Origin of the sequence: Tissierella sp. MB52-C2 (assembly GCF_030931715.1) — a bacterium.
Lineage (GTDB): Bacteria > Bacillota > Clostridia > Tissierellales > Tissierellaceae > Tissierella.
The window spans coordinates 635,390-658,367 of sequence record NZ_CP133261.1 but is presented as its reverse complement, the minus strand read 5'-3'; the positions used below and the strand labels follow the sequence as shown (position 1 = coordinate 658,367).

Below are 22,978 nucleotides of genomic sequence, written 5' to 3'. Positions count from 1 at the left end.
CTTAATATAAAGGAGGATTATCTATGGCTTTATTAGAAAATACTATTTTATTAGGTATATTAGCAAGTACTATAGCTGGATTATTTACTGGAATAGGAGCTATACCTATATTTTTTACAAGAAATATATCTGAAAAAATGTTAGATACTTTATTAGGTTTTGCTGCTGGTGTAATGTTAGCAGCTACTTCATTTTCTCTTATAGTTCCTAGCTTAGAGTATTCTGGCAATACAGTTAAGGGTGCATTTATAACTGCAGCAGGAATATTAATAGGTGCCATATTTCTCGACTTAACGGATAAGTACTCACCTCATGTTCATCTCTTAGATAAAAGATCTGAAGGTGCTAGTACATCTCTAAAAAAAATCTGGTTATTTATCATTGCAATAACTCTACATAACTTTCCTGAAGGTTTAGCTGTAGGTGTTGGATTTGGTGATAATAATATCAAAAATGGTTTATCTATTGCTCTAGGTATAGGTCTTCAAAATATTCCAGAAGGTCTAGCCGTAGCCTTAGCTTTAGTCAGAGAAAAATATGATGTTAAAAAAGCCTTTTTAATAGCATTGCTAACGGGTTTAGTCGAACCAATAGGTGGTATTTTAGGTATTGGACTTGTATCTATATTTAAACCTGTATTACCTTTTATCTTGGCCCTTGCAGCTGGTGCAATGCTATTCGTTATATCCGATGAAATAATACCTGAAACTCATAATAATGGACATGAACGTGAAGCCACCTATGGCGTAATCATTGGCTTTATTATTATGATGATACTAGATGTCACTTTAGGATAAAAAAATAGCAGATTAATCTGCTATTTTTTTAATGTCTATCTTCAATCATTCAATTGCAGCAAATGATATTTATTTATGAGTATATCTAGCTCTTGGCTAAAAGTTACAATCTTTTCCTTATCTAAACCTTTAATAACAATTCCATTAAGTTCTTTCCTTTTTTCTTCAATTTCTTTTCTTACTTCTTCTAACTTCATATTTTCATCCATGGCTTTCCCCTACCTTTCTTGTTATCAAAGAGCATTACTCTAGTAAATTTGTAGCGCAATTTTTTAGTCTTCTGAATTCAAGATATTAAACAGAGGTTATATTTGTTTACCACTTTATCGTATTATATCCAGTTTAATCTATGTTAAACATGTTTTTATATCTTATATTATATAGATATCTATATAATTATAACCTAATAGTTAAAAGTTAAAAACCTTTTTTATAGTTTTCTCTATTTAAAAATATTCTTAAATTCGCCATGGATATTATACTCTATCTATAAACTAACTATTATTTCCATTGTTCTCTATTTTTTAATATATAATTATTCATTTCAAATATATAAGTATTGTTTATTTCTTTTATAATATGATTATTCATAGAATCTATTTTTATATTGTCAATACTGGATATAGGCAATATATTTACAGATGTTCCAGACATAAATGCTCCTTCTATTTTTCCTAAATCATCTACATGAATACTTTCTTCTATTATTTTTATATTTAATTTATCACAAATATTAAATATATGCTTTCTTGTAATTCCTATTAATACATCTGAACCCTTAGCTGTATATATCTTATCTTCTTTTACAAAAAACATATTAGAACGACTTCCTTCAGGTATATATCCTGATTTATTTACAAGTAATGCTTCAAACGCATCCTTTTCTTTTAGAACTTTTGCTACATTATCTTTAAAGGATGTAAATAATACCTTTGCATTGGGATTATTTCGTTCATGATAAAATAACGTTGTATGTATTCCATTTATATAGTATTCTTTTGGTGGATAAAAACTTTCTATATTATAAGCTAAGAATATTTTTCCCATTCCTTCAATATCAATAGATATTAATTTTACATTTAATTCATTAATATTATTTTTTAAAATAAGTTTTTTTATATCTCTTTTAATATCTTCAACACTTCTATCGATTTGGTATCCTATAATATTAGCTGATTCAAACATTCTATTTAAATGATCTTCTAAAAAAAGAGGAACTCCATCTATTATCCTTATTACTTCATATATAGGTGGTTTTTCTATTTTTTCAAAGACATCTACTTCTTCTGTTTTTAAAATCTCTCCATTTAAAATTAAGTAATCTTTAATTGCTTCTTTTTTCATTTTTTATCCCCCTTTTTTTAATATATTACTTTTCTATATCTCCTAAATTTTCTATGATTATATCTTTCTTAATTCTAGTTAATTTTACACTTTTTTGTGCTAAAGACTTTCGCATATCTTCTATAGATAATTTAATCTTTTCTACTATCTTTACTTTAGCATCATCTTTTTCAAATTTCAACCTCATTTTATCTACATCTTCTTCTACACTTTTTAAGAGTTCTGAAGCTCTAGGATTTTTCTCTTCTATGGCATTTATATAAGCCTGATAAGTAGCATATTTAATCTTATTTATTTCTCCACCTATATCGTCTCTATATAAGCTTATCATAGGTACAAGGTTTAACATACTTTGACTGCCATAATCATAAATTTCCTTTAGATTTCTTTCTTCGATGCTTTTTGTCAGTGAATTTAAACTTAGCCTAAAACTATCTACTTTTTCTACGGTAACTCCTTTTTTCATTCCTTCTGGTTCATATTGATTCCATTTTTTATGAATATCTTCTATTTTCTTATCTACTTGCTGCCAAGTTTTCAAAAGTTCTTCTCTATTCTTTTCTTTTATTTGTTCTTCCTTTTTCTTCCTTTCTTCAATGGTTATGGTCACGGCTTCATTTCCTTGACTGCTATTTGCACCCTGATTAGTGCTTCCTCCTTGGTTACCAGAACCCTGCCCCCCAGAGTTCTGTCCTTGACCTCCTCCTTGATCTCCTCCTTGCTTTTTTTCTGGTTCTTCCTGTTTATTCTTATTCTCACTAGTTTTCTCTTCAATATAAGTACCATCTAATATTTTTTCAACCTTTTCTATATTTTTAAATATATCTTGAAGTCCTGCACTTATATCTCTAAGACTATTTGGTGCTTTATCTTGCTTTTCAAATTTGACACTTTGATTTTTAATTGATCTACATCCGCTTAATATAAATAATATTGTTATAAATAGTATGGATAATTTAATCCTTTTCAAAATAATCACCTCTAGATTATTATCTCCAGAGGCGATTTTTTTATCAAAGAATAGGAGATAATAGTCTAGAAAAAGATTCTTTAATTTTTACTATTTGACTCCTATTTCTATATTCTTCTAAGGTAATTTCTTTACAATACTGTAAATCGTCTATGAACTTATCGGTTAACTTTAAATTTATTGATTCATCATATAAAAATGCATTGACCTCAAAGTTTAATTTAAAGCTGCGAATATCTAAATTTGCCGTACCTACAGATGAAACAAAGTCATCCATTAAAATTACTTTGGAATGAAGGAATCCCCTTTCATAAGTATAAAACCTTACTCCTGCTTGAAGTAATTCTCCAATATAACTCATACTAGCCCAATATACAAAAGGATGATCCGGCTTACAAGGTATCATGACCCTTACATCTAGTCCAGATAGTCCTGCTAATTTTAAAGCTTCAAATATACTATCATCTGGTATGAAATAAGGAGTCTCTATATATATCTTTTCTCTGGCATTGGAAATCATTTTAAGATATCCATCCTTAACACTAGGCCATTTTGAATCTGGACCTGAGGATACTATTTGGATTCCGGTATTACCTAACTCATCTTCTTGCGCAAGATAAGTTTGACACTGGGTTATTTCTTTTCCAGTGGCAAATCTCCAATCAAGAAAAAATCTCCACTGTAATGATGATATGGCGGAACCCTTTATTTTTATATGTGTATCTCTCCAAAATCCAAATTTCTTAGATAATCCAATATATTCATCTCCTACATTAAAACCACCTATAAAGGCTTCTTTTCCATCTATTATACATATCTTTCTATGATTCCTATAGTTAATTCTAAGACTTATTAAAGGAACAAAGGGGGGGAAAAATATTCCCACTTCACCACCTGCTTTTTTTATTTTGTGGATATACTTTTTAGAAAGTTTTCTACCTCCCATTCCATCAACTAAAAGTTTTACTTCTATTCCTTCTTTAGCCTTTTCACATAAAGCGTCTATTACTTTACGTCCTAGACCATCTGACTTAAAAATATAATATTGTAAATGGATATACTGTTTTGCATTTTTTATTGACTCTAATAATGCTTCAAATTTATCATTTCCATCAAAATATATATAAACATCATTATCTTGAGTAAAAAATGATTCCGAACTAACTAAGTGCATTTTTATTAAATCTTCGTATTTTACATAATTAGGGTCTCTATACTTATATTGATCATTTCCGATTTGTTCTTCTTGATTTAATGCTAAATCTCTAAAACAGTAATCTTCTTCTTCTTTTATCTTAAATAATCTTTTCTTGCTTAAGTCTTGCCCAATAAATAAATACAGAATAAAACCTATGCCTGGCAAAAATGTTAAAACCATTATCCAAAGCCAAGTAGAAGTAGGATTTCTTCTCTCAAAGAACACAAGTAAAATAGCAAATAAAATATTTAACCATAGTATATTTCTAAATATCCATCCATAAGACGTAAACAGGAATTCCATATTTCCTCCCTATAAATTAATTGTTTTTCTTTGCCTTATATCTCTTACTACTATCTAATATTTTTTTTCTTATTCTAAAGCTAAGTGGTGTTATTTCTATTAATTCATCATCTTCGATAAATTCCAAAGCCTCTTCTAAGGACATATCTTTAGGTGGTGAAAGTCTCAAAGCTTCATCTGAACCAGAGGCTCTAACGTTTGATTGTTGTTTTTTTCTACATACATTTACATCTATATCTAATCCCTTTGGATTAGAGCCTACTACCATACCAGTATATACAGGTATACCAGCACCTATAAATAATATTCCTCTTTCTTGAGCTGAGTGAAGTCCATAGGCTGTAGATTCTCCAGTTTCAAATGAAATAAGAGAACCTACTTTTCTTCTTGGGATTTCTCCTTTATATGCTGCATATCCTTCAAATACAGAATTAAGTATTCCATTTCCCTTTGTATCCGTCATAAATTCTTGTCTATATCCTATTAAACCTCTAGCTGGTATTAAAAATTCCAACCTAGCATACCCTCCATTGGATTCAGTCATACTAATTAGTTCACCTTTTCTTTGTCCTAATTTTTCTATAACTGCTCCAATAAAATCATTAGATAAATCTATTGTTACCTTCTCCATTGGTTCCATTTTCTTGCCATTTTCTTCTTTAAATAAAACTTCTGGCTTAGATACTTGAAACTCATATCCTTCTCTTCTCATATTCTCAATTAAAACTGATAAATGAAGTTCTCCTCTGCCTGATATCTTGAATGCATCTGTAGATTCAGTTTCTTCTACTCTAAGGCTTACATCTGTTTGCAGCTCTTTAAACAATCTATTTCTTATTTGTCTAGATGTTACGAACTTTCCTTCTCTTCCTGCAAAAGGACTGTTGTTTACTGAGAAAGTCATGGCAATAGTTGGTTCTGATATTTGTACGAAAGGTAAAGCTTCAGCTTTGTCAATATCACATATTGTATCACCTATATGGATATCCTCTATTCCAGTCACAGCTATTATACTACCAACTGCGGCAGATTCTACTTCTACTCTATTTAATCCTTCAAATTCATATACTTTAGATATTTTAACTTTTTGTTGTTTATCTGGATTCTCAATATTTACTATTACTACTTCTTCATTAGCAGATATTTTTCCCCTTTCAATTTTACCTATTCCTATTCTGCCTATATAATCATTGTAATCTATTGTAGATACTAAAACTTGTAAAGGCTCATCTATATCTCCCTCTGGTGCAGGTATATTTTCGATTATAGTTTGGAATAATGGGTCCATGTTCTCTCCTTCATCTTCTAAGGATAAAGTCGCTATACCTGTTTTGGCAGAGGCAAATAAAAATGGACAATCTAAATTACTTTCATTTGCACCTAGTTCTATAAATAAATCTAAAACTTCATCTATTACTTCATTTGGTCTTGCTTCTGGTCTGTCAATTTTATTTATGCATACTATTACTGGTAAATCTAGTTCAAATGCTTTTTTTAAAACAAATTTAGTTTGTGGCATTGGTCCTTCAAAAGCATCAACTACTAAGATTACACCACTTACCATTTTTAAAACACGCTCTACTTCTCCTCCAAAGTCAGCATGACCCGGAGTATCTATTATATTTATTTTAACATCTTTATAATTTATGGCTGTATTTTTAGCAAGTATTGTTATGCCTCTTTCTTTTTCTATATCATTGGAGTCCATTACCCTATCTTCTACTACTTGATTGGCTCTAAAAACTCCTGATTGTTTTAATAGACTATCAACTAAAGTTGTTTTTCCATGGTCTACATGGGCAATTATGGCTATATTTCTTATATCGTCTCTTTTGATCTTCATACAACAAGTCCTTTCCTATTTAAAATTCTTATCTATAGCTTTAACAGAATTCATTTTATCATACTTTAAGAATAAAACAAAATAAAATCTGATGTATTTACATATCGAATTTTATTTTGTTTCGTTTTTTTCTTTTTATAATAATATATTGGTATAAACTTTACCCTTATATTTCTATATTAATGATTCTTATTTACCTAATATATGACTTTTCTTTTATAGTTTCTTATACCCAAGATTTTTTTTAGAAATAAAAAAATCAAGTCTTCACAATAAGACCTGATTTGTTCATCCCTAATTTTTAGTTTATTCGCTTTACTGCAATTACTTTATTCTTCTGTATATAAAATTCATCTGAAAGCCCGTTGACAATGACCAATCCTCTACCACAACATTTTAATGAATCAGGATCATAGGATTTACAATCATAGTCTATACCCTTTCCCTCATCTTCTACTTGAATCGTTATTTTATCCTCTTCAACTTCTAAAGATAGTTTGACACATTTAGATATCATTGCATCATTACCATGTAAAACTCCATTAATAACTAATTCATTTAATATTAGTTTTATGTCAAACATAGTATCATTATTTACTATTATTTTATTTAGTTTTTTTAAAATGTCGTCTATAAAGCTTTTTATCATCTCTAAATCGCTACATACAGTACCACTGTACTTAAAATCCAATGTCATCACTTCCATCTAAATATTTAATTACTATATTCTTTACTTTTATTTTACCCATATTTTTCTTAATCTAACCTACATTATAGATAAGCATAATTTTTTTATAATTGTTATTTTATGGTTTATTAATTATATATTTGGGTATTATCTATTATGATTACAGAATGAAAGGAGGATGGAAATGGAAAAATGGGTATGTGATCCATGTGGCTATATTTATGACCCAGCAGAAGGAGATCCAGATAATGGCGTAGCTCCAGGAACTGCTTGGGCAGATGTACCAGAGGATTGGGTGTGTCCAATATGTGGCGCAGATAAAAGCCAATTCTCTAAAGAATAATAAGGGATAATATTCCTTACATAAAGGCCAGTAGTTTTAATCTACTAGCCTTTGTTTTATTTTCTATGAAATAATATCTTCAAATACATCCCATACTTTTTCCTTATTAATCTTTTTTTCTGATGAATAAGGAATTATAAGGTTTGTGTCCTTAATTCCCAGTTTGTCTTTTATTATCTTTACATTTTTTTGCCAATTTCCCTTTGATATCTTATCTGCTTTAGTAGCTATTACTATACCTGTATAGCCAAAAGACTTTATCCATTGATACATTTGAAGATCCTGACTTGTTGGTTCATGGCGCATATCTACTACTAGGACTACTTCCTTTAGATTTTCTCTTTGGGTCAAATACCTATCTATTATTTCTCCCCATTTTTCTATCTCACCTTTAGATGCTACTGCATATCCATATCCAGGTAAATCTACAAATCTAAAACTATCATTTATAATATAGAAGTTAATTGTTCTAGTTTTTCCTGGTTTTCCTGAAGTTCTTGCTAGGTTTGTTCGATTAATCATAGAATTTATAAAAGAAGATTTTCCCACATTAGATCTTCCAGCAAAAGCTATTTCTGGAAGATCATCTTGAGGATATTGCTTTGGCCCTACTGCAATGGCGTGTAAATCTGATTTAGTTATTTTCATTTTTATCAACCCTCTCGGTCAATGCCTGTTCTATTACTTGTTCCATATTTTTCACAAGAACAAATTTCATTTTTCTTCTTATTTTATCTGGAATTTCTTCTAAATCTTTTTCATTTTCTAAAGGCAATAATACCTTTTTAATTCCCATTCTATTGGCTGCCAGTATCTTTTCTTTAATACCGCCAACAGGCAACACTCTACCCCTTAAAGTAATTTCTCCTGTCATTGCAACTTCTCTTTTAATAGGTCTATTAGATAGTGCTGAAATAACTGCTGTAGCGATGGTAATTCCTGCAGATGGCCCATCTTTTGGTATTGCTCCCTCAGGAACGTGGATATGTATATCCATTTCTTTATGGAAATTTTCTTCAATACCTAAAGTATTAGAATTAGCCCTAATATAACTTATGGCTGCCATGGCAGATTCCTTCATCACATCTCCTAGTTTCCCTGTTAGCTGAATTTTTCCTGTACCTTTCATACTATTTACTTCTACAGAAAGAGTTTCACCACCTACAGCTGTCCAAGCTAATCCGTTGGCTACTCCTATTTGATTTTCTTCCTCTAAGGTATCAAATCTATACTTTTCAGCTCCTAAATAGTTTGATAGATTTCCATTATTTATTCTAATTACTTCTTTATTTTCTTCTACAATTCTCTTTGCTGCCTTCCTACATAGATTAGCTATATTTCTTTCTAAGTTTCTCACTCCTGCCTCTCTAGTATAATTGTTGATTATACTTCTTATGGCAGATTCTGATACTATTAATTTTTTTTCACTTAAGCCATGCTCTTTTATTTGTTTAGGTAATAAATGGTTTAATGCAATTTGTAGCTTTTCTTCTTCTGTATATCCTGATATCCTGATTACTTCCATTCTATCTAAAAGGGGTGCTGGAATTGTTGCTGTAGTGTTTGCCGTAGTTAGAAATAATACTTTAGACAAATCAAAGGGTACATCTAAATAGTGATCCGTAAATGTCACATTTTGTTCTGGATCTAGAACTTCTAATAGTGCACTGGCGGGGTCTCCTCTATAGTCACTACTCAATTTATCTATTTCATCAAATAAAAATACCGGATTTTTAGTCCCTGCTTTTTTCATAGAATTAATTATACTCCCTGGCATAGATCCTATATAAGTCCTTCTATGACCTCTTATCTCTGCTTCATCTCTTACTCCTCCTAAGGACATTCTAACAAACTTTTTATTAAGAGACTTGGCTATGGACCTTGCTATGGATGTTTTCCCCACTCCTGGTGGCCCTACTAAACATATTATAGGACCTTTCATACTATTAGTTAGCTTTCTAATAGCAATAAACTCTAGTATTCTTTCCTTTACATCACTTAATCCATAATGTTCACCATTCAATATATCTCTAGACTTTTTAATATCTATTTTATCTTTAGTTTCCTTATTCCAAGGAAGATCTATTATCCAATCTAAATATGTTCTAATAACTCCTGTCTCTTGTGAATGAGGTGATAGTTTTAAAAGTCTTTCTACTTCCTTCATTGCCTTTTCTTTTACTTCTTTAGGCATTTTTATTTCATTAATCTTTTCTTCATATTCTTCTACTTCCACCATTATATCATCATCTTGGCCTAATTCTTTTTGAATAGCCTTTATTTGTTCTTTAAGATAATACTCTTTCTGAACTTTGTTTATTTGTTTCTTTACTCTTTGATTTATTTGGTCTTCTATCTTTAAAACTTCGATTTCCTCTTGTAACATTACATGAAGCAATTCTAGTCTCTCATAGAAATCAAAGGATTCTAATATTTTTTGGTCATCCTCTTGTTTTAAATATATATAAGATGATATAACATCTGCCAGTCGTCCTGGATCTTCTATATCTGTTATGGTAATTAAAATTTCAGAAGATATTCTATCATTATAAGAAAGATACTCTTCAAAATCATTTGTTACAAGTCTCATGGCTGCCTCTATGGTAGAATCTTTTTCTATATTTTCTTCTTCATAGGTCAATTCTTCTACTTCAGCCATAAAAAATGGTTCTTCTTTATTTATATTTACTACTCTACCTCTATTTACTCCTTCAACCAATACTCTAATACTTCCACCTGGTAACTTTAACATCTGCTTAACCTTGGCTACAGTCCCTATATGATAAAAATCATCTACACTTGGATCATTGACCTTAGGGTCTTTCTGAGTACATAAAAGGATTTCAGAATCATCCATCATTGCTTTTTCTAAAGCATTAATAGATTTCTCACGTCCAATGTCAAAATGAACCACCATATGTGGAAACATAGATATACCTCTTAAGGGTATTAATGGCAGGGTTTTATTCTCTATATTATATTGATTCAACTCTAATATCCCTCCAATAAACTACAATATGTATAAATACAAGGAAAAGCCCACAAAAGTGAGCCTTTAAGATGCAGATTCCTTGTTATTTGTTTTCTTAGATCTACTTTTCTTTTTTCTATCTGAAAGTACTAAAGTAGGTTCTACTTTATTTTCTATTGTCTCTTTAGTTATGACACATTTTTCTACATCATCTCTAGAAGGAATCTCATACATAATATCTAGCATCATTTCCTCTATTATACTCCTAAGTCCTCTTGCTCCAGTCTTTCTCTCTATGGCTTTTTTAGCTATAGAAACCAAAGCTTCATCTTCAAATTCAAGATCTACCCCATCCATATTGAACAACTCTTTATATTGTTTCACAAGGGCATTTTTAGGTTCTGTAAGGATTCTCACTAGTGATTTTTCATCTAATTCTTCTAAAGTAACTGTAACTGGAAGTCTTCCTACAAATTCTGGAATTAATCCAAACTTAAGAAGGTCTTCTGGTTGAAGATGTTTTAAAAGTTCGCCTATTGCTTGATCCTTTTGAGAAGTTATATCTGCACCAAAACCCATAGCTTTTTTACCTACACGGTTTTGAATTATCTTATCTAAACCGTCAAAAGCTCCTCCTACTATGAACAATATGTTAGTAGTATCTACTTGGATGAATTCTTGATGAGGATGCTTTCTTCCACCTTGAGGCGGAACATTTGCAACTGTACCTTCTAGTATTTTTAAAAGTGCTTGCTGTACTCCTTCACCACTTACATCTCTTGTAATAGATGGGTTTTCAGTTTTTCTAGCTACTTTATCTACCTCATCTATATATATTATACCTTTTTCAGCTCTTTCTATATCATAATCTGCTGCTTGAATAAGCTTTAAGATTATATTTTCTACGTCTTCTCCTACATATCCTGCTTCCGTTAAAGAAGTAGCATCTGCTATTGCAAAAGGTACATTTAGTATCTTTGCTAAAGTTTGCGCTAACAATGTTTTACCAGAACCTGTAGGCCCTAACATAATAATATTACTTTTTTGTAGCTCTATATCGTTACTCTTTGTTGGTTTTTTGTTTATTCTTTTATAATGATTATAAACTGCCACAGCTAGAGCTCTTTTAGCTCTATCTTGCTTTACAACATATTCATCCAAAGTGTCTTTTATGGCAGCAGGTTTCGGTAAATCTTGCATTTCATAATCGAAGCTATCAATAAACTCCTCTTCAATTATCTCCTGGCATAATTCTATACATTCATTACATATATAAACATTAGGACCTGCAATAAGCCTTCTGACTTGTTCTTGGGGTTTCCCACAGAAAGAGCAACGAAGCTGTCTTTCATCATATTTTACCACGATGACACCTCACTTATATTATTTTCTTGATATTACCTCATCTATTATCCCATATGTTTTTGCTTCTTCTGCTGTCATATAATAATCTCTATCTGTATCTCTAGATACTTTTTCTAGTGGTTGACCTGTTCTTTCTGCCAAGATTCTATTGATTCTCTCTCTTATTTCAATAATCTTTTCAGCTTGAATTCTTATGTCTTCTGCTTGACCTTTGGCCCCACCTAAAGGCTGATGTATCATAATATCGGCATTTGGCAATGCAAATCTTTTACCCTTTGCACCTGCCGCAAGTAAGAATGCGCCCATACTAGCTGCCATACCTGTACATATAGTTGATACATCAGGTTTTATATATTGCATAGTATCAAATATAGCAAATCCTGCACTTACGGAACCACCTGGACTATTTATATAAAGTTGAATATCCTTCTCTGGGTCTTCTGCTTCTAGGAATAATAGTTGTGCAACTATTAGATTTGCACTAACATCATTGACTTCACTACCTAGAAATATTATTCTTTCTTTTAATAACCTAGAGTAAATATCATAAGATCTTTCCCCTCTGTTAGTTTGCTCTACTACCATAGGAACTAGAGTCACTTTACATCCCTCCATTAATTATTTAAATTTAACGATTGACTTAAGTAATTCAATAACCTTTTGATTAGAAATAGCTGTTTCTAAGAAAGATACATCTCCTTTTCTCATATCTTTAATAAACTGTTCTTTATTTTCTTGATTGTAGGATTCAGCCATTTTTTCTAGCTCTTTATCTATATCTTCTTCTGTTACAGTAATATCTTCAGCTTTGGCAATAGCTTCAAGAACTAAATCTCCCTTAACTCTCTTAGCAGCCATAGGTCTTAATTGTTCCTTTAAGCTATCTACAGTTGAATTAGTTATTTGTAAATATTGCTCTAAATTTATTCCTTGCATTCCTATTTTATAATCAAAATCAGCTAATTCGTTTTGTAACTGAGTATCTACCATAGCCTCTGGTATATCTATTTCACAAGATTCTATTACTTTTTCAATTAAGTTATTTTCATTTTCTATTTCTTCTTTTTCTTTAAACTCTTTCTCTAGTTTTTCTTTAATATCATTTTTATATTCTTCTAAAGTATCAAATTCAGATACATCTTTTGCAAATTCGTCATCAAGTTCTGGTAATTCTTTTTCTTTTATTTCATTTATTTTAACTTTAAATATAGCTTCTTTGCCTTTTAACTCTTCTGCATGGTATTCTTCTGGGAAAGTTACAACTACATCTACTTCTTCCCCTTTATTCTTACCCACTAATTGCTCTTCAAAACCTGGAATAAATCTCCCGGATCCAATTTCCAATTCTTGTGCTTCAGCAGTTCCACCTTGGAATTGTTCTTCTCCTACAAATCCTTTATAGTCAATATTTAATACATCACCAGTTTTAACAGCTCTATCGCCTGCATCTATTATTCTTCCGTTCATTTCTTGAACTGATTTTAATTCATCTGCGATATTGTCATCTGTTACATTATACTCTATTTTTTCGATTTCTATACTTTTGTAATCTCCAAGAGTTACTTCTGGTTTTACTACTACTTCTACTTCAATAATAATAGGCTTTCCTGTTTCTATTTCACTAATATTTATCTCTGGTTGATCCACTGGCTCAAGCTTTAACTCTTCTATTGCGTTATTATATGCCTCTGGCAAAATCAAGTTGATAGCTTCTTCAAAAAATATTCCCATACCATAGTTTAACTCTATAATCTTTCTTGGTACTTTTCCTTTTCTAAATCCTGGAATATTAAATTTTGATCTGTTTTTTATATATGCCTCTTGTGTCGCTTTTTCGAAATCCACCCCTGGTATTTCAATGGTAAAACTAACTTTATTGTTTTCTTTCTTTCCTAGAACAGCCTTCATTTATATTTTCCTCCTCCAATATATTTATCCATTTTAACTAACTTATTATATCATAAAATTATAACATAACATATAACAATATCCAACACTATAAATTACAAAAACATAGTAAAAAAGGCTTCCAATTATATTTAAAAGTCAGAGGAAACCTTTTTTTGAAACTCATTTACAGAAAGCTCCCAATATAAAGAGATAAAAATAGAACTTTCCTATTCCTTATAAAAAAACCAATGGTCTAAATCCACTGGTTTTAACATGGTGCGGGAAAGAGGACTTGAACCCCCACGTCAATGACACTAGATCCTAAGTCTAGCGCGTCTGCCAATTCCGCCACTCCCGCATAAATAAAATAAATTTAACTTACCTTATTATTATACCATGTTGATTTTACTTGTCAATATTTTTTTAAAATACAAGTATTACTCCACCATCATAGGCATAGGCAGTACTAAGACCTGCTGTTTTTACTACAATTATATCTTTAAAATTATATTTTCTTTGAATTTCTTCCTTTAATTCCTCAGCTTTCTCCAAGGCATTAGCATGGGATATAGCCAAAATTTTTTCTTCAAATTTTTCTCCAGTTTCTCCAATTATATCAACTAGTCGTTTAAATGCCTTTTTACTTCCTCTTGTATTTTCAACTAATTTTATTTCACCTTCATCAGTAGCTCCCATAATAGGCTTTAAATTTAAAACATTGGCTATTAATCCTTTTGTTTTTGAAATTCTTCCATTTTTGATTAAATTGTCTAAGCTCTCTAAAATAAAGAAAGTTTTCATTCCATTAATATAGTTTTCTACTTTTTCTACTATTTCAAGATTACTTAATCGATTTTCAACTAATTCCTGAATCTTCATAGATACTAGAGTTTCCCCTACACTTGCAGATTTAGAGTCAAATACATGAATAAATTTATTCGGTTCTTCTTCTTGAACCATTTTTTTTGCCAATACTGCCGAATTATATGTCCCACTTAGCTGACTCGAGATTGTAACAGCAAAAACATTATCAGCATCTTTGTATTCTGTTACAAAATCTCCAGGTGAAGGACAAGAAGTCTTAACCGGATTTGGACTATTTCTCATGGCACGAATCAATTCCATAGAATCCATACTCTCATCATCAATAAATTTGGTATCATCTACATCTATGTTAAATGGAACTAAACTTATATTGAGATTTTCCTTTAATTCTTCATTTAAATCACAACTACTATCTGCTACGATTTTGTAATTCATCTCATCACCTCATAAAATTTTTAATTGCCTATTCTTTCTTCAATAAACTTAGCTAAATCAGATGCTATCTGTGGAAGTCCTATATCCTCCTTCGCCTCAATCATTACTCTGACTAAAGGCTCTGTTCCTGAAGGTCTTATGACTACTCTTCCTTGACCTTTAAACATATCTTCAACTCTTTTTATTTCTTCTTTTATTTCTTCGTTTTCATTATATTTATATTTCAATTCATTTTTTACCTTTGCATTGACTAGAACCTGTGGAAAATTAGTCATTAAATTATTTAATTCTGACATAGTTTTTCCTGTATTTTGCATTACTTCAAGTAAATGTAGTCCCGTAGCCAAACCATCTCCTGTCGTATTGTAATCTAAAAATATTATATGTCCTGATTGCTCCCCACCTAATACAAAGTCTTTACGAATCATTTCTTCTAATATATACCTATCACCAACTGTAGTTTTTACTATATTTATACCTTTTTCTTTTAAAAATGTATCTAGTCCCATATTAGTCATTATAGTGCCTACTACAGTATTGTTTTTAAGCTTTCCTTGTTCATAAAGGTATAACCCACAGGCAGCTAATATATGGTCCCCATCTAATACATTTCCTAACTCATCTACAGCTATTATTCTATCTCCATCACCATCAAAAGAAATTCCTATATCTGCCTTTTCCTTTAATACCAGCTCCTGAATCATTTTAGGATTAGTAGAGCCACAGTTTTGATTTATATTGGTGCCTGTTGGTTCAGTATTTATAACTACTAATTCTCCACCAAGTCTTCTTATGGTTTCAGGAGCAATTTTATATAAGGCTCCATGTCCACAATCCATTGCAATTTTAATTCCAGTTAAATCTATATTAGAAGTAGACACCAAGTAATCTATGTAATCTTCCGAAGCATTTTCTTCTTTTATTATTTTACCAACTTTATCTCCTATTGGTCTTATATCTAATTCTTTCTTATTTAATATAATATCTTCAATTTCATCTTCTACTTCATCTGGTAACTTAAATCCCTCATTATTGAAAAATTTAATTCCATTATATTCTCCTGGATTATGAGATGCCGATATAACTACTCCTGATAGGGCTTTGTATTTTCTTATTAAATACGCCACTGCTGGAGTAGGTATAACCCCTACAGATATGACATCTAATCCCATGGAACAAATTCCAGCAGTTATGGCAGCTTCCAGCATATCACCAGATATTCTTGTATCTTTTCCTACTATTACAGTACCTTTACTCTCCTTAGCCAATATATATGCTCCTGCTCTCCCTACTTCATAGGCTAACTCTGGAGTTAAATCCTTATTTGCAATTCCTCTAATACCATCTGTACCGAATAATTTACCCATCTATAAAACCTCCAAATTCAAATTCAGTTAATAATGAATAGTTTATAGTAAGGTTTGCACCCTATTTAAACTTTTTTTCTATAATCTCAATTAACTTTTCTTTCTTGTTTAATTCAGGATTTTCTAATACCTTTTCTAATAAGTAATTTAATATTTCTCCTACTCGTTTCCCTTCTTTATATCCTAATTTTATCACATCATGCCCATTAATTGTTAGATGTTTTTTTTCATATGCTTCTTTGTTTTCTATAATCTTTTTTATTTTTTCTTCTCTCTCAATTAAATCAGTTATATCTGCATCCTTATTTGAACAAGTTCTATCTGCTTTATTCAATTCCAATAATATAAATATTCTTTCTTCCCCTAAATTGGATATTAACCGCTTTAATCCCTTTTCACCTAAGTTAGCATGCTGTGTCATATGTTTATATATTAGCAACCTAACAGTTTCTACTAATTCACTTGGTGCCTTTAATCTCTTTAATATCTTTTCAGCTATTTTAGCACCTAGTTTATCGTGATTATAAAAATGCCCTATGCCTTTTTCATCTATAGTCAACGTATGAGGCTTTCCTATGTCATGGAAAAGTGCCGCAAGTCTTAGTTCTAAAATAGGTTTTGTATTATCTAATACACACATTATATGTTCAAATACATCCTTGTCGTGATGAGGATTATGCTGGTTAAATCCTACTGTATCTACCATCTCTGGTAAGACTATAGGAAGTATGCCTGTATCCTTCATTAACCTAATTCCATTGGAAGGAGTCTTACATAATAAAATTTTAAAAAATTCTTCTCTAATTCTTTCTATGCTGATATTTGAAATATATTCACTATATAATTTACAAGCTTCAAAGGTAGAGTCTTCAATTGAAAATTCAAGCTGTGACGCAAATCTAAGGGCTCTCATTATTCTTAAATAATCTTCACTAAATCTTTCTTTTGGGTCTCCTACAGTTTTTATCTGTCTTTTTTTCAAATCCTCTTTTCCTTGGAAATAATCAATTATTCCTGTTTTCTTATTATATGCCATGGAATTAATAGTAAAATCTCTCCGACTTAAATCATCCGTAATATTTTTCGAAAAGTATACTTCTTCTGGTCTTCTTCCATCTTTGTATTCTCCATCTGCTCTAAATGTAGTTATTTCTACAATACCTTCCTCTTGAACTACAACTATAGTTCCAAATTGTTTGCCTACTTCAAGAGTCTTATATTCTTTGAATACTTCTTCTATTTCATCTGGCAAAGCATCTGTAGTTATATCAAAATCTGATGGTTTCTTTCCTATTAATATATCTCTGACAGAGCCACCTACTATATACGCACTAAAACCATTAGCTTCAAGTTTATCTATAATCCTATCTACATACTCTGGAATATTCCATTCCATATTATCACTCCAATATCTTGTCTTATTTTAGTATATCATAGTATTTGTGGCAGACAAGTTTTTTTATACAAAGAAAGACCTTGGAATGATTTCCAAAGTCTTTCTTTGTTGTTATATTATTTATTCTCTTCTATGATATATATCCTTCCTAATTATTTAAAGTTCAAAATCATATATAAGCTGCGATTCTTCATACCATGGCACATTATAAATTAGTTTTAATTTATTTACAGAATTACTTTGAAAGTATTTTTTAATGTCTTCATTATTGGATAATGTTTTTATTAAGTTATCATTTTTTGAATTTATATCATTAATATAAGCCTCAGCATCTTTTACTTCAAATACATTTACTTCTATAATATAATTATTAGATATATCATCTAATCCCAATCTTAAAATGTCAGCTTCACTATCTCTAGAAAGTTCATTAAATATAATTGTCTGAATGTTAAAATCTTCTTTTGATTGTTCTGGACTTAATGCGTTTATATCTTTATCAATATCCCGAAAATATATATTTTCTTTTAGAATCTTTTTCAAATTTTCAGATTCAAATAGTACAGATATTGTAGAAAGTCTAAATTCTCCATCTTTCTTTTTTCTAAAAGTATCAGTTATTTTATCCATACATTCTTCACTCAAATTAGTAGCCTCTTCAAAGCTTAAACTTTTATCTAATATTAAGTATACATCTATAAATATATTTGCAAACTCTTTCTTATTCTCTTTGGGTTTCATTAGTAGCTTATCTTCATAAATATTTAATTCTTTTATTTCTATATTATCAAATTCTAAAATAGGCTTTTGAATTTTACTTTGAAGCTCTTTTATAATTGTATCTGTTGAATAATTTTCAATATAAGCAAGTTCTGTATCTGTTAACTTCGTATATTCATTATCAGGTTCTGAATATGAGCATGAAGTTAATATTAAAGCAATACTTAAAATAAGAAAAAAACCTCTATTTCTATTATTCATGAAATCCCCCTTTACATAAATTTAATAAATTTCACATGCTTTTTATAATTAGTTGAAGGCGATAAAGATATAAACTAAAATTATGTTCTTCTTCCCTTTGAAAATTATAGTATGATAATATACTACTAACAAAGTTATATTTTTTTATGTACCTTATATACTTATTCAAGTCAATCACCTACTTCTGCATATCTTTATCTAATCTTTCTTTTATTTCATCAAGAGAATTCTCTATATTATTTATTTTTCTTTTCAGTCTAATGAAAATAACAACTGGTATAACTATAAAGGCTAAAATTATAAATGTTATTACAATCCAACTTATGATTAATGATGATAACGGTGGTAGTGCCTTAACTTTTATCATACTTTATACCTCCCCTCTATATTGTCACATAATAATTTGTTTTGTCAAAGTTACCTCAAACTAAAAGGACTGAGTCCTATCCAATATAGAATCCAATCCTTAGTAGGGGTTAAGTTATATTCAGCTATAATGTCTTTCATTATAAATTCCATTGAGATCTCTTATTTGAATTAAATAGTCTTTATTAAAGGAGTTAATAACAGAATATGCAAAAATAAATGAAATAAGTATAATTATATCAATTGCAATTTTTGTTTGAAGTTTTTTAATTCTACCTTTTATCATATAATCACCTTGCATATCCTATTATTCATTACATCAAATCTCTTTTTCAAAAATGATTGGTTCCATATCATTTGTTTCCTTATTAAAAATAACCTTAATAGACTTAACTTCTTGTTCTTCTATATATCTATTGGTATTTTCATTCTCCATAATTAACTCAAATAACCCATTACTTGTTTTTTCAATTTCTTGATTATGTATATCATCAACTGTATATAAATCAAATTCTATGATTAGCTTATTGTTGTCTGTACCAAATCTTTTTAATTCATAGTTTTCCTTACACTCTCTTATATAATCAAATATCGCTTCTAATATTAATTTTTCGCCTTCAGATTCTTCATTTCTTAAAGTTATCATTGTTTGAGAATCCCTTGAATTATTTATATTTGAACTATATTTTAATTTATTTTTGGTATCTATATATGATGTTTCTACTCTTCCAACTTTTGAATATGCGATGGGACTTTCTTTATGTAATATATCTAATAAATCCTTATTAGTATTTTTCGCTAATTCATTAAAAAACTTATATTTTTCTGCCATAGTCATATCTTTTTTCAAATCATTAGAATCTTTTTCTAAATCTACCTCTATATCCAGGAGTATTTTTATATTATTAAACTTTTTTACTTCGTTAGTATTATCTATGGCTAATTTATCCTCCACAAATTCTAGATTAGAAACAGTATAATAATCATACTCATATAAAAAATTATTAATTATATTTGAAAGACTTATTACAATATCATCATAACTAATATTTTTTACTTTATTTATATCTTCCTTAGATATACTGCCAGAACCACATAATGTTACTAACAAAAGTACAATTATTCCTATGATATAATAATTTGTTTTTTTCATAGTTAAATCTGACCTCCTTTTAGGAATATGAGTAGAAGAACCTTTTACAATTTCAATATATTTATCCTATCGGAAGTAATTTTTATATGTAATTTTTATTACCTATACTATTTTACCATCTTTATCAACTAAGACCCATTTATGTTTCATCAGACGAAAAGCACTAATAATAATTATAAAAGCAGTTGAAGAAGTTAAATATCTATCTGGTATTAAAAATACAAAAAATAAAATACAAAATGAACAAATATATTCTACATCAGCAGTGTCATTCTGTGCTTTTATCCAAAATTTTTCATCGGAAGTAGTATATCTATAAAGACCTTTAGTTACTTTCTTTTGGATATCTGTAGGATAAATAGTTATTTGATTCATCTCTTGTTTATTTTTTTGCATTTTTAGAACATTTTTCAATTGTCTAGCATGCCTTATAAAAGCTAGACTGGCTAATGACGCAACAAATCGAAGGATGGAATCTCCAAAATCTTTAAAATTTATTACTTTAACTTTGTTAAAAAGTACTGCTAATATGATATTTAAAATGATAAAAACAGATAATCGTGAATTTATAGAAAGTTTTTTAGATAAAAAAATTACCCCAAAAAACAATAATATTCCTATATAATAAATAACAGTATATGAAAAAACGTCTAGATTTTTAGCTAGAATCAATGATTGTGGAATAGGAAATAAAGAGTATGATGACAGTAAAAACCAAAGTGCAAAGAAAATCTTAAAAATATGATTACTGCTTTTACTTAACCAAACTGCAATTCTCTTTTTCAAAATAACCACCTTTAATTTGTATTGAGATTTTATTCCATAGAGTAACTTGTATTGCAATACAAGTTACTCTATGGAATTTTAATTATCTAAATCCTTGAATAGTATTGCTCCCTATTTATATAGGGCTTTGCTTATAACCCATAACTCAAATAATATATTTAATCTTTGTTAATCATTTTCCCTAGAATCAACATCAAACTTACTATAAAAATTGAGACAGACATAACCAATGCTATTTTTTTAAAATTCAATACTAGTAAGGATATAGTAATTATTATCTCTGTAATAAGAATAATACTTGTCCTTCTTTTATATATAATTCTTTCCTCTTTATCCAAAGGCTTATTGCGATCTTCTATAGGTGCTAGAAACCAGATTATAATTCCACCTACTTCTGTTAAACCTAAGATTATCACATCTGTTTCTGGAATAATTTTTATTCCTAATAATACTACTAAAATTAGAACTATAGAAAACAAATAGCATCTAACTTCACTTTTAGCATGATACCCTCCTCCATAAGTTCTAAGTGGGGTATATACTATCATAAATAAAATGCTTTCCCAGACTGCTCTAAATATAAATCCTATTAAGATTGTTGTTGCGATGTTTAGTAATATTAGAAGTCCTTGATGTAATCCATAGGCATAAATCTGCCTATCCTCATCTTTTATTAGCTCATTAACAATGAAGTAGTTCGTTATCTTCTCAAGCATATTACTAGCCATTAATTTTTACGAAGTTTTTCTGCACCTTTTGGTAATTCAGGCTGATAAGCCAGATACATACATGTTGTATTTACATTCATAGATGTTACCATCAATGCTAAACTTGCAAGAACTCCACTAAACCTTAAAATAACTTTCTTCAAACAAATCATCTCCTTTGTTATTTTTTGTTATTTTTTGTATATTCATTATTGTATATTGATTATACAATAAGAAATATAGCTCTTTAGGAATTTGTTGAAACTTATATATGTTTTTGTTGAAACTTACAATTTTTGTATATTTATTACTAAAATATTAAAGGACTTTGGTCCTAATTATCTAATCTATTATACTCTATACATTAATACATCAACATGAAATCTTTTTTCAGTATGATATACTTTCATGGTACCATCATATTTATTTAAAGTTTTTTCTATATTATTTAATCCAATACCATGATTTTCTTTGTCTTTTTTAGTTGTTTTTATCTTTTCTCCTTCATAAATAATAGAGCCATCAAAAGAATTATTAATATAAATAAATAGTATATCATTCTTATATTTAATTCTAATATCAATGGTCTTCTTATTCTCAACCTTGGAACTAGCTTCTATTGCATTATCTAACAAATTCCCTAAAATCACTACTATATCTAATGGGTAGATATTCAATTTAGATGGAATTTTTAGTTCTAGTGATACTAAAATTCCTTTTAATTTAGCCTCTTGTAACTTATAATTTAAAATACTGTCTATTTTTATATTGCCTGTTTCAGAAAACTGTTCCCTTTCATAGAGACTTTCATTTATTTGTGAAATATAATCAATAGCCTTTCCTTCTCCTCCATATAGAACTTAATCCTTATTATATGTTCAACTTTTGGAGGACAAATCAATTAAAACAGACTCCCATTAGTTAGAGTTTTGGTCTAACTAATGGGAGTCTGTTCATTTACAGTAGGGAGGAAAAACTGGACTTTCTGTGGTAGTCCTGAAGGAGCCAATGCAAGTGCCTGTGTATACTCACTAGTAGAAACAGCAAAAGCCAATGGATTAAACCCCTATAAATATTTAGAATTTGTGCTATCAAGATTGCTAGGATCTAATTTCAAGACAAATCCTAAAATCTTAGATTTAATGATGCCTTGGAATGAAGTAATTCAAAAAACATGTAAAGCTTAATAAACACACTATTATAGGGATATCATACCGATATCCCTATAGTTATTCAATACATCTATTATT

Annotated in this window: 23 protein-coding genes, 1 tRNA gene and 1 pseudogene; 3 read left to right on the top strand and 22 right to left on the bottom strand. The window is 29.5% G+C overall.

Annotated features, from left to right (window positions below; all coding sequences use genetic code 11):
* The first annotated feature begins 23 nt into the window (after positions 1–23).
* Positions 24–797, top strand: coding sequence for a ZIP family metal transporter (locus RBU61_RS03340; RefSeq protein WP_308878141.1), 774 nt, complete (start codon positions 24–26; stop codon positions 795–797).
* A gap of 41 nt (positions 798–838) precedes the next feature.
* Here RBU61_RS03340 and RBU61_RS03335 read toward each other — a convergent pair whose 3' ends face one another.
* The 6 genes from RBU61_RS03335 to RBU61_RS03310 form a co-directional block, all read right to left on the bottom strand.
* The gene (locus RBU61_RS03335) at positions 839–1,006 is read right to left on the bottom strand and encodes an aspartyl-phosphate phosphatase Spo0E family protein (protein ID WP_308878140.1); all 168 of its coding nucleotides are present in this window, start codon (positions 1,004–1,006) and stop codon (positions 839–841) included.
* 292 nt (positions 1,007–1,298) lie between these two features.
* Positions 1,299–2,141, bottom strand: a complete 843-nt coding sequence (locus RBU61_RS03330) for an aminotransferase class IV (RefSeq protein WP_308878139.1) — start codon at positions 2,139–2,141, stop codon at positions 1,299–1,301.
* Between the two features lie 25 nt (positions 2,142–2,166).
* On the bottom strand, positions 2,167–3,111 hold the full coding sequence (locus RBU61_RS03325; RefSeq protein ID WP_308878138.1) for a hypothetical protein: 945 nt from the start codon (positions 3,109–3,111) through the stop codon (positions 2,167–2,169).
* Positions 3,112–3,154: 43 nt separating this feature from the next.
* The gene (gene cls, locus RBU61_RS03320) at positions 3,155–4,612 is read right to left on the bottom strand and encodes a cardiolipin synthase (protein ID WP_308878137.1); all 1,458 of its coding nucleotides are present in this window, start codon (positions 4,610–4,612) and stop codon (positions 3,155–3,157) included.
* Positions 4,613–4,628: 16 nt separating this feature from the next.
* Positions 4,629–6,455 carry a translational GTPase TypA gene (typA, locus tag RBU61_RS03315; RefSeq protein WP_308878136.1) on the bottom strand — a complete coding sequence of 609 codons (1,827 nt, stop codon included), beginning with the start codon at positions 6,453–6,455 and terminating at the stop codon, positions 4,629–4,631.
* 301 nt (positions 6,456–6,756) lie between these two features.
* On the bottom strand, positions 6,757–7,152 hold the full coding sequence (locus tag RBU61_RS03310; protein ID WP_308878135.1) for an ATP-binding protein: 396 nt from the start codon (positions 7,150–7,152) through the stop codon (positions 6,757–6,759).
* Between the two features lie 175 nt (positions 7,153–7,327).
* Between RBU61_RS03310 and rd the strand changes: the two genes are divergently transcribed.
* A complete protein-coding gene (rd, locus tag RBU61_RS03305; protein ID WP_308878134.1) occupies positions 7,328–7,486 on the top strand; it encodes a rubredoxin in 159 nt (52 codons plus the stop codon).
* A 63-nt stretch (positions 7,487–7,549) separates the two neighbouring features.
* Here rd and yihA read toward each other — a convergent pair whose 3' ends face one another.
* The 16 genes from yihA to RBU61_RS03225 all read right to left on the bottom strand — a co-directional run bounded on the left by yihA (position 7,550) and on the right by RBU61_RS03225 (position 22,405).
* Positions 7,550–8,134 carry a ribosome biogenesis GTP-binding protein YihA/YsxC gene (yihA, locus tag RBU61_RS03300; RefSeq protein ID WP_308878133.1) on the bottom strand — a complete coding sequence of 195 codons (585 nt, stop codon included), beginning with the start codon at positions 8,132–8,134 and terminating at the stop codon, positions 7,550–7,552.
* Positions 8,121–10,475, bottom strand: coding sequence for an endopeptidase La (gene lon / locus RBU61_RS03295; RefSeq protein ID WP_308878132.1), 2,355 nt, complete (start codon positions 10,473–10,475; stop codon positions 8,121–8,123). Before lon ends, yihA begins: the two co-directional genes overlap by 14 nt.
* A gap of 66 nt (positions 10,476–10,541) precedes the next feature.
* Positions 10,542–11,822, bottom strand: a complete 1,281-nt coding sequence (gene clpX, locus RBU61_RS03290; protein WP_308878131.1) for an ATP-dependent Clp protease ATP-binding subunit ClpX — start codon at positions 11,820–11,822, stop codon at positions 10,542–10,544.
* 18 nt (positions 11,823–11,840) lie between these two features.
* Positions 11,841–12,422 (bottom strand): ATP-dependent Clp endopeptidase proteolytic subunit ClpP, encoded by a 582-nt coding sequence (gene clpP, locus RBU61_RS03285; RefSeq protein ID WP_308878130.1) that lies wholly within the window; start codon positions 12,420–12,422, stop codon positions 11,841–11,843.
* 18 nt (positions 12,423–12,440) lie between these two features.
* Positions 12,441–13,730 (bottom strand): trigger factor, encoded by a 1,290-nt coding sequence (gene tig, locus RBU61_RS03280; RefSeq protein ID WP_308878129.1) that lies wholly within the window; start codon positions 13,728–13,730, stop codon positions 12,441–12,443.
* Between the two features lie 256 nt (positions 13,731–13,986).
* Positions 13,987–14,070 (bottom strand) — tRNA-Leu (locus RBU61_RS03275).
* Positions 14,071–14,135: 65 nt separating this feature from the next.
* Positions 14,136–14,972, bottom strand: a complete 837-nt coding sequence (locus RBU61_RS03270; RefSeq protein WP_308878128.1) for a DegV family protein — start codon at positions 14,970–14,972, stop codon at positions 14,136–14,138.
* Between the two features lie 20 nt (positions 14,973–14,992).
* Positions 14,993–16,339: a phosphoglucosamine mutase gene (gene glmM / locus RBU61_RS03265; RefSeq protein ID WP_308878127.1), complete on the bottom strand. Its 1,347-nt coding sequence runs from the start codon at positions 16,337–16,339 to the stop codon at positions 14,993–14,995.
* Between the two features lie 61 nt (positions 16,340–16,400).
* Positions 16,401–17,735: a CCA tRNA nucleotidyltransferase gene (locus tag RBU61_RS03260; protein ID WP_308878126.1), complete on the bottom strand. Its 1,335-nt coding sequence runs from the start codon at positions 17,733–17,735 to the stop codon at positions 16,401–16,403.
* A 156-nt stretch (positions 17,736–17,891) separates the two neighbouring features.
* Positions 17,892–18,716 (bottom strand): hypothetical protein, encoded by an 825-nt coding sequence (locus RBU61_RS03255; RefSeq protein ID WP_308878125.1) that lies wholly within the window; start codon positions 18,714–18,716, stop codon positions 17,892–17,894.
* Positions 18,717–18,894: 178 nt separating this feature from the next.
* Positions 18,895–19,083, bottom strand: a complete 189-nt coding sequence (locus RBU61_RS03250; protein WP_308878124.1) for a hypothetical protein — start codon at positions 19,081–19,083, stop codon at positions 18,895–18,897.
* 318 nt (positions 19,084–19,401) lie between these two features.
* Positions 19,402–20,235 (bottom strand): hypothetical protein, encoded by an 834-nt coding sequence (locus RBU61_RS03245; protein WP_308878123.1) that lies wholly within the window; start codon positions 20,233–20,235, stop codon positions 19,402–19,404.
* Between the two features lie 102 nt (positions 20,236–20,337).
* Entirely contained in the window at positions 20,338–21,021 is a 684-nt protein-coding gene (locus RBU61_RS03240; RefSeq protein ID WP_308878122.1) for a hypothetical protein, read from the bottom strand.
* A 158-nt stretch (positions 21,022–21,179) separates the two neighbouring features.
* Positions 21,180–21,737, bottom strand: coding sequence for an accessory gene regulator B family protein (locus RBU61_RS03235; RefSeq protein WP_308878121.1), 558 nt, complete (start codon positions 21,735–21,737; stop codon positions 21,180–21,182).
* Positions 21,738–21,748: 11 nt separating this feature from the next.
* Positions 21,749–21,892 (bottom strand): cyclic lactone autoinducer peptide, encoded by a 144-nt coding sequence (locus RBU61_RS03230; protein ID WP_308878120.1) that lies wholly within the window; start codon positions 21,890–21,892, stop codon positions 21,749–21,751.
* Between the two features lie 186 nt (positions 21,893–22,078).
* Positions 22,079–22,405 carry an ATP-binding protein gene (locus RBU61_RS03225; protein ID WP_308878118.1) on the bottom strand — a complete coding sequence of 109 codons (327 nt, stop codon included), beginning with the start codon at positions 22,403–22,405 and terminating at the stop codon, positions 22,079–22,081.
* 279 nt (positions 22,406–22,684) lie between these two features.
* Between RBU61_RS03225 and RBU61_RS03220 the strand changes: the two are divergent.
* Positions 22,685–22,915: pseudogene (locus RBU61_RS03220) on the top strand (transposase domain-containing protein); the annotation flags it as partial.
* Positions 22,916–22,978 lie beyond the last annotated feature (63 nt).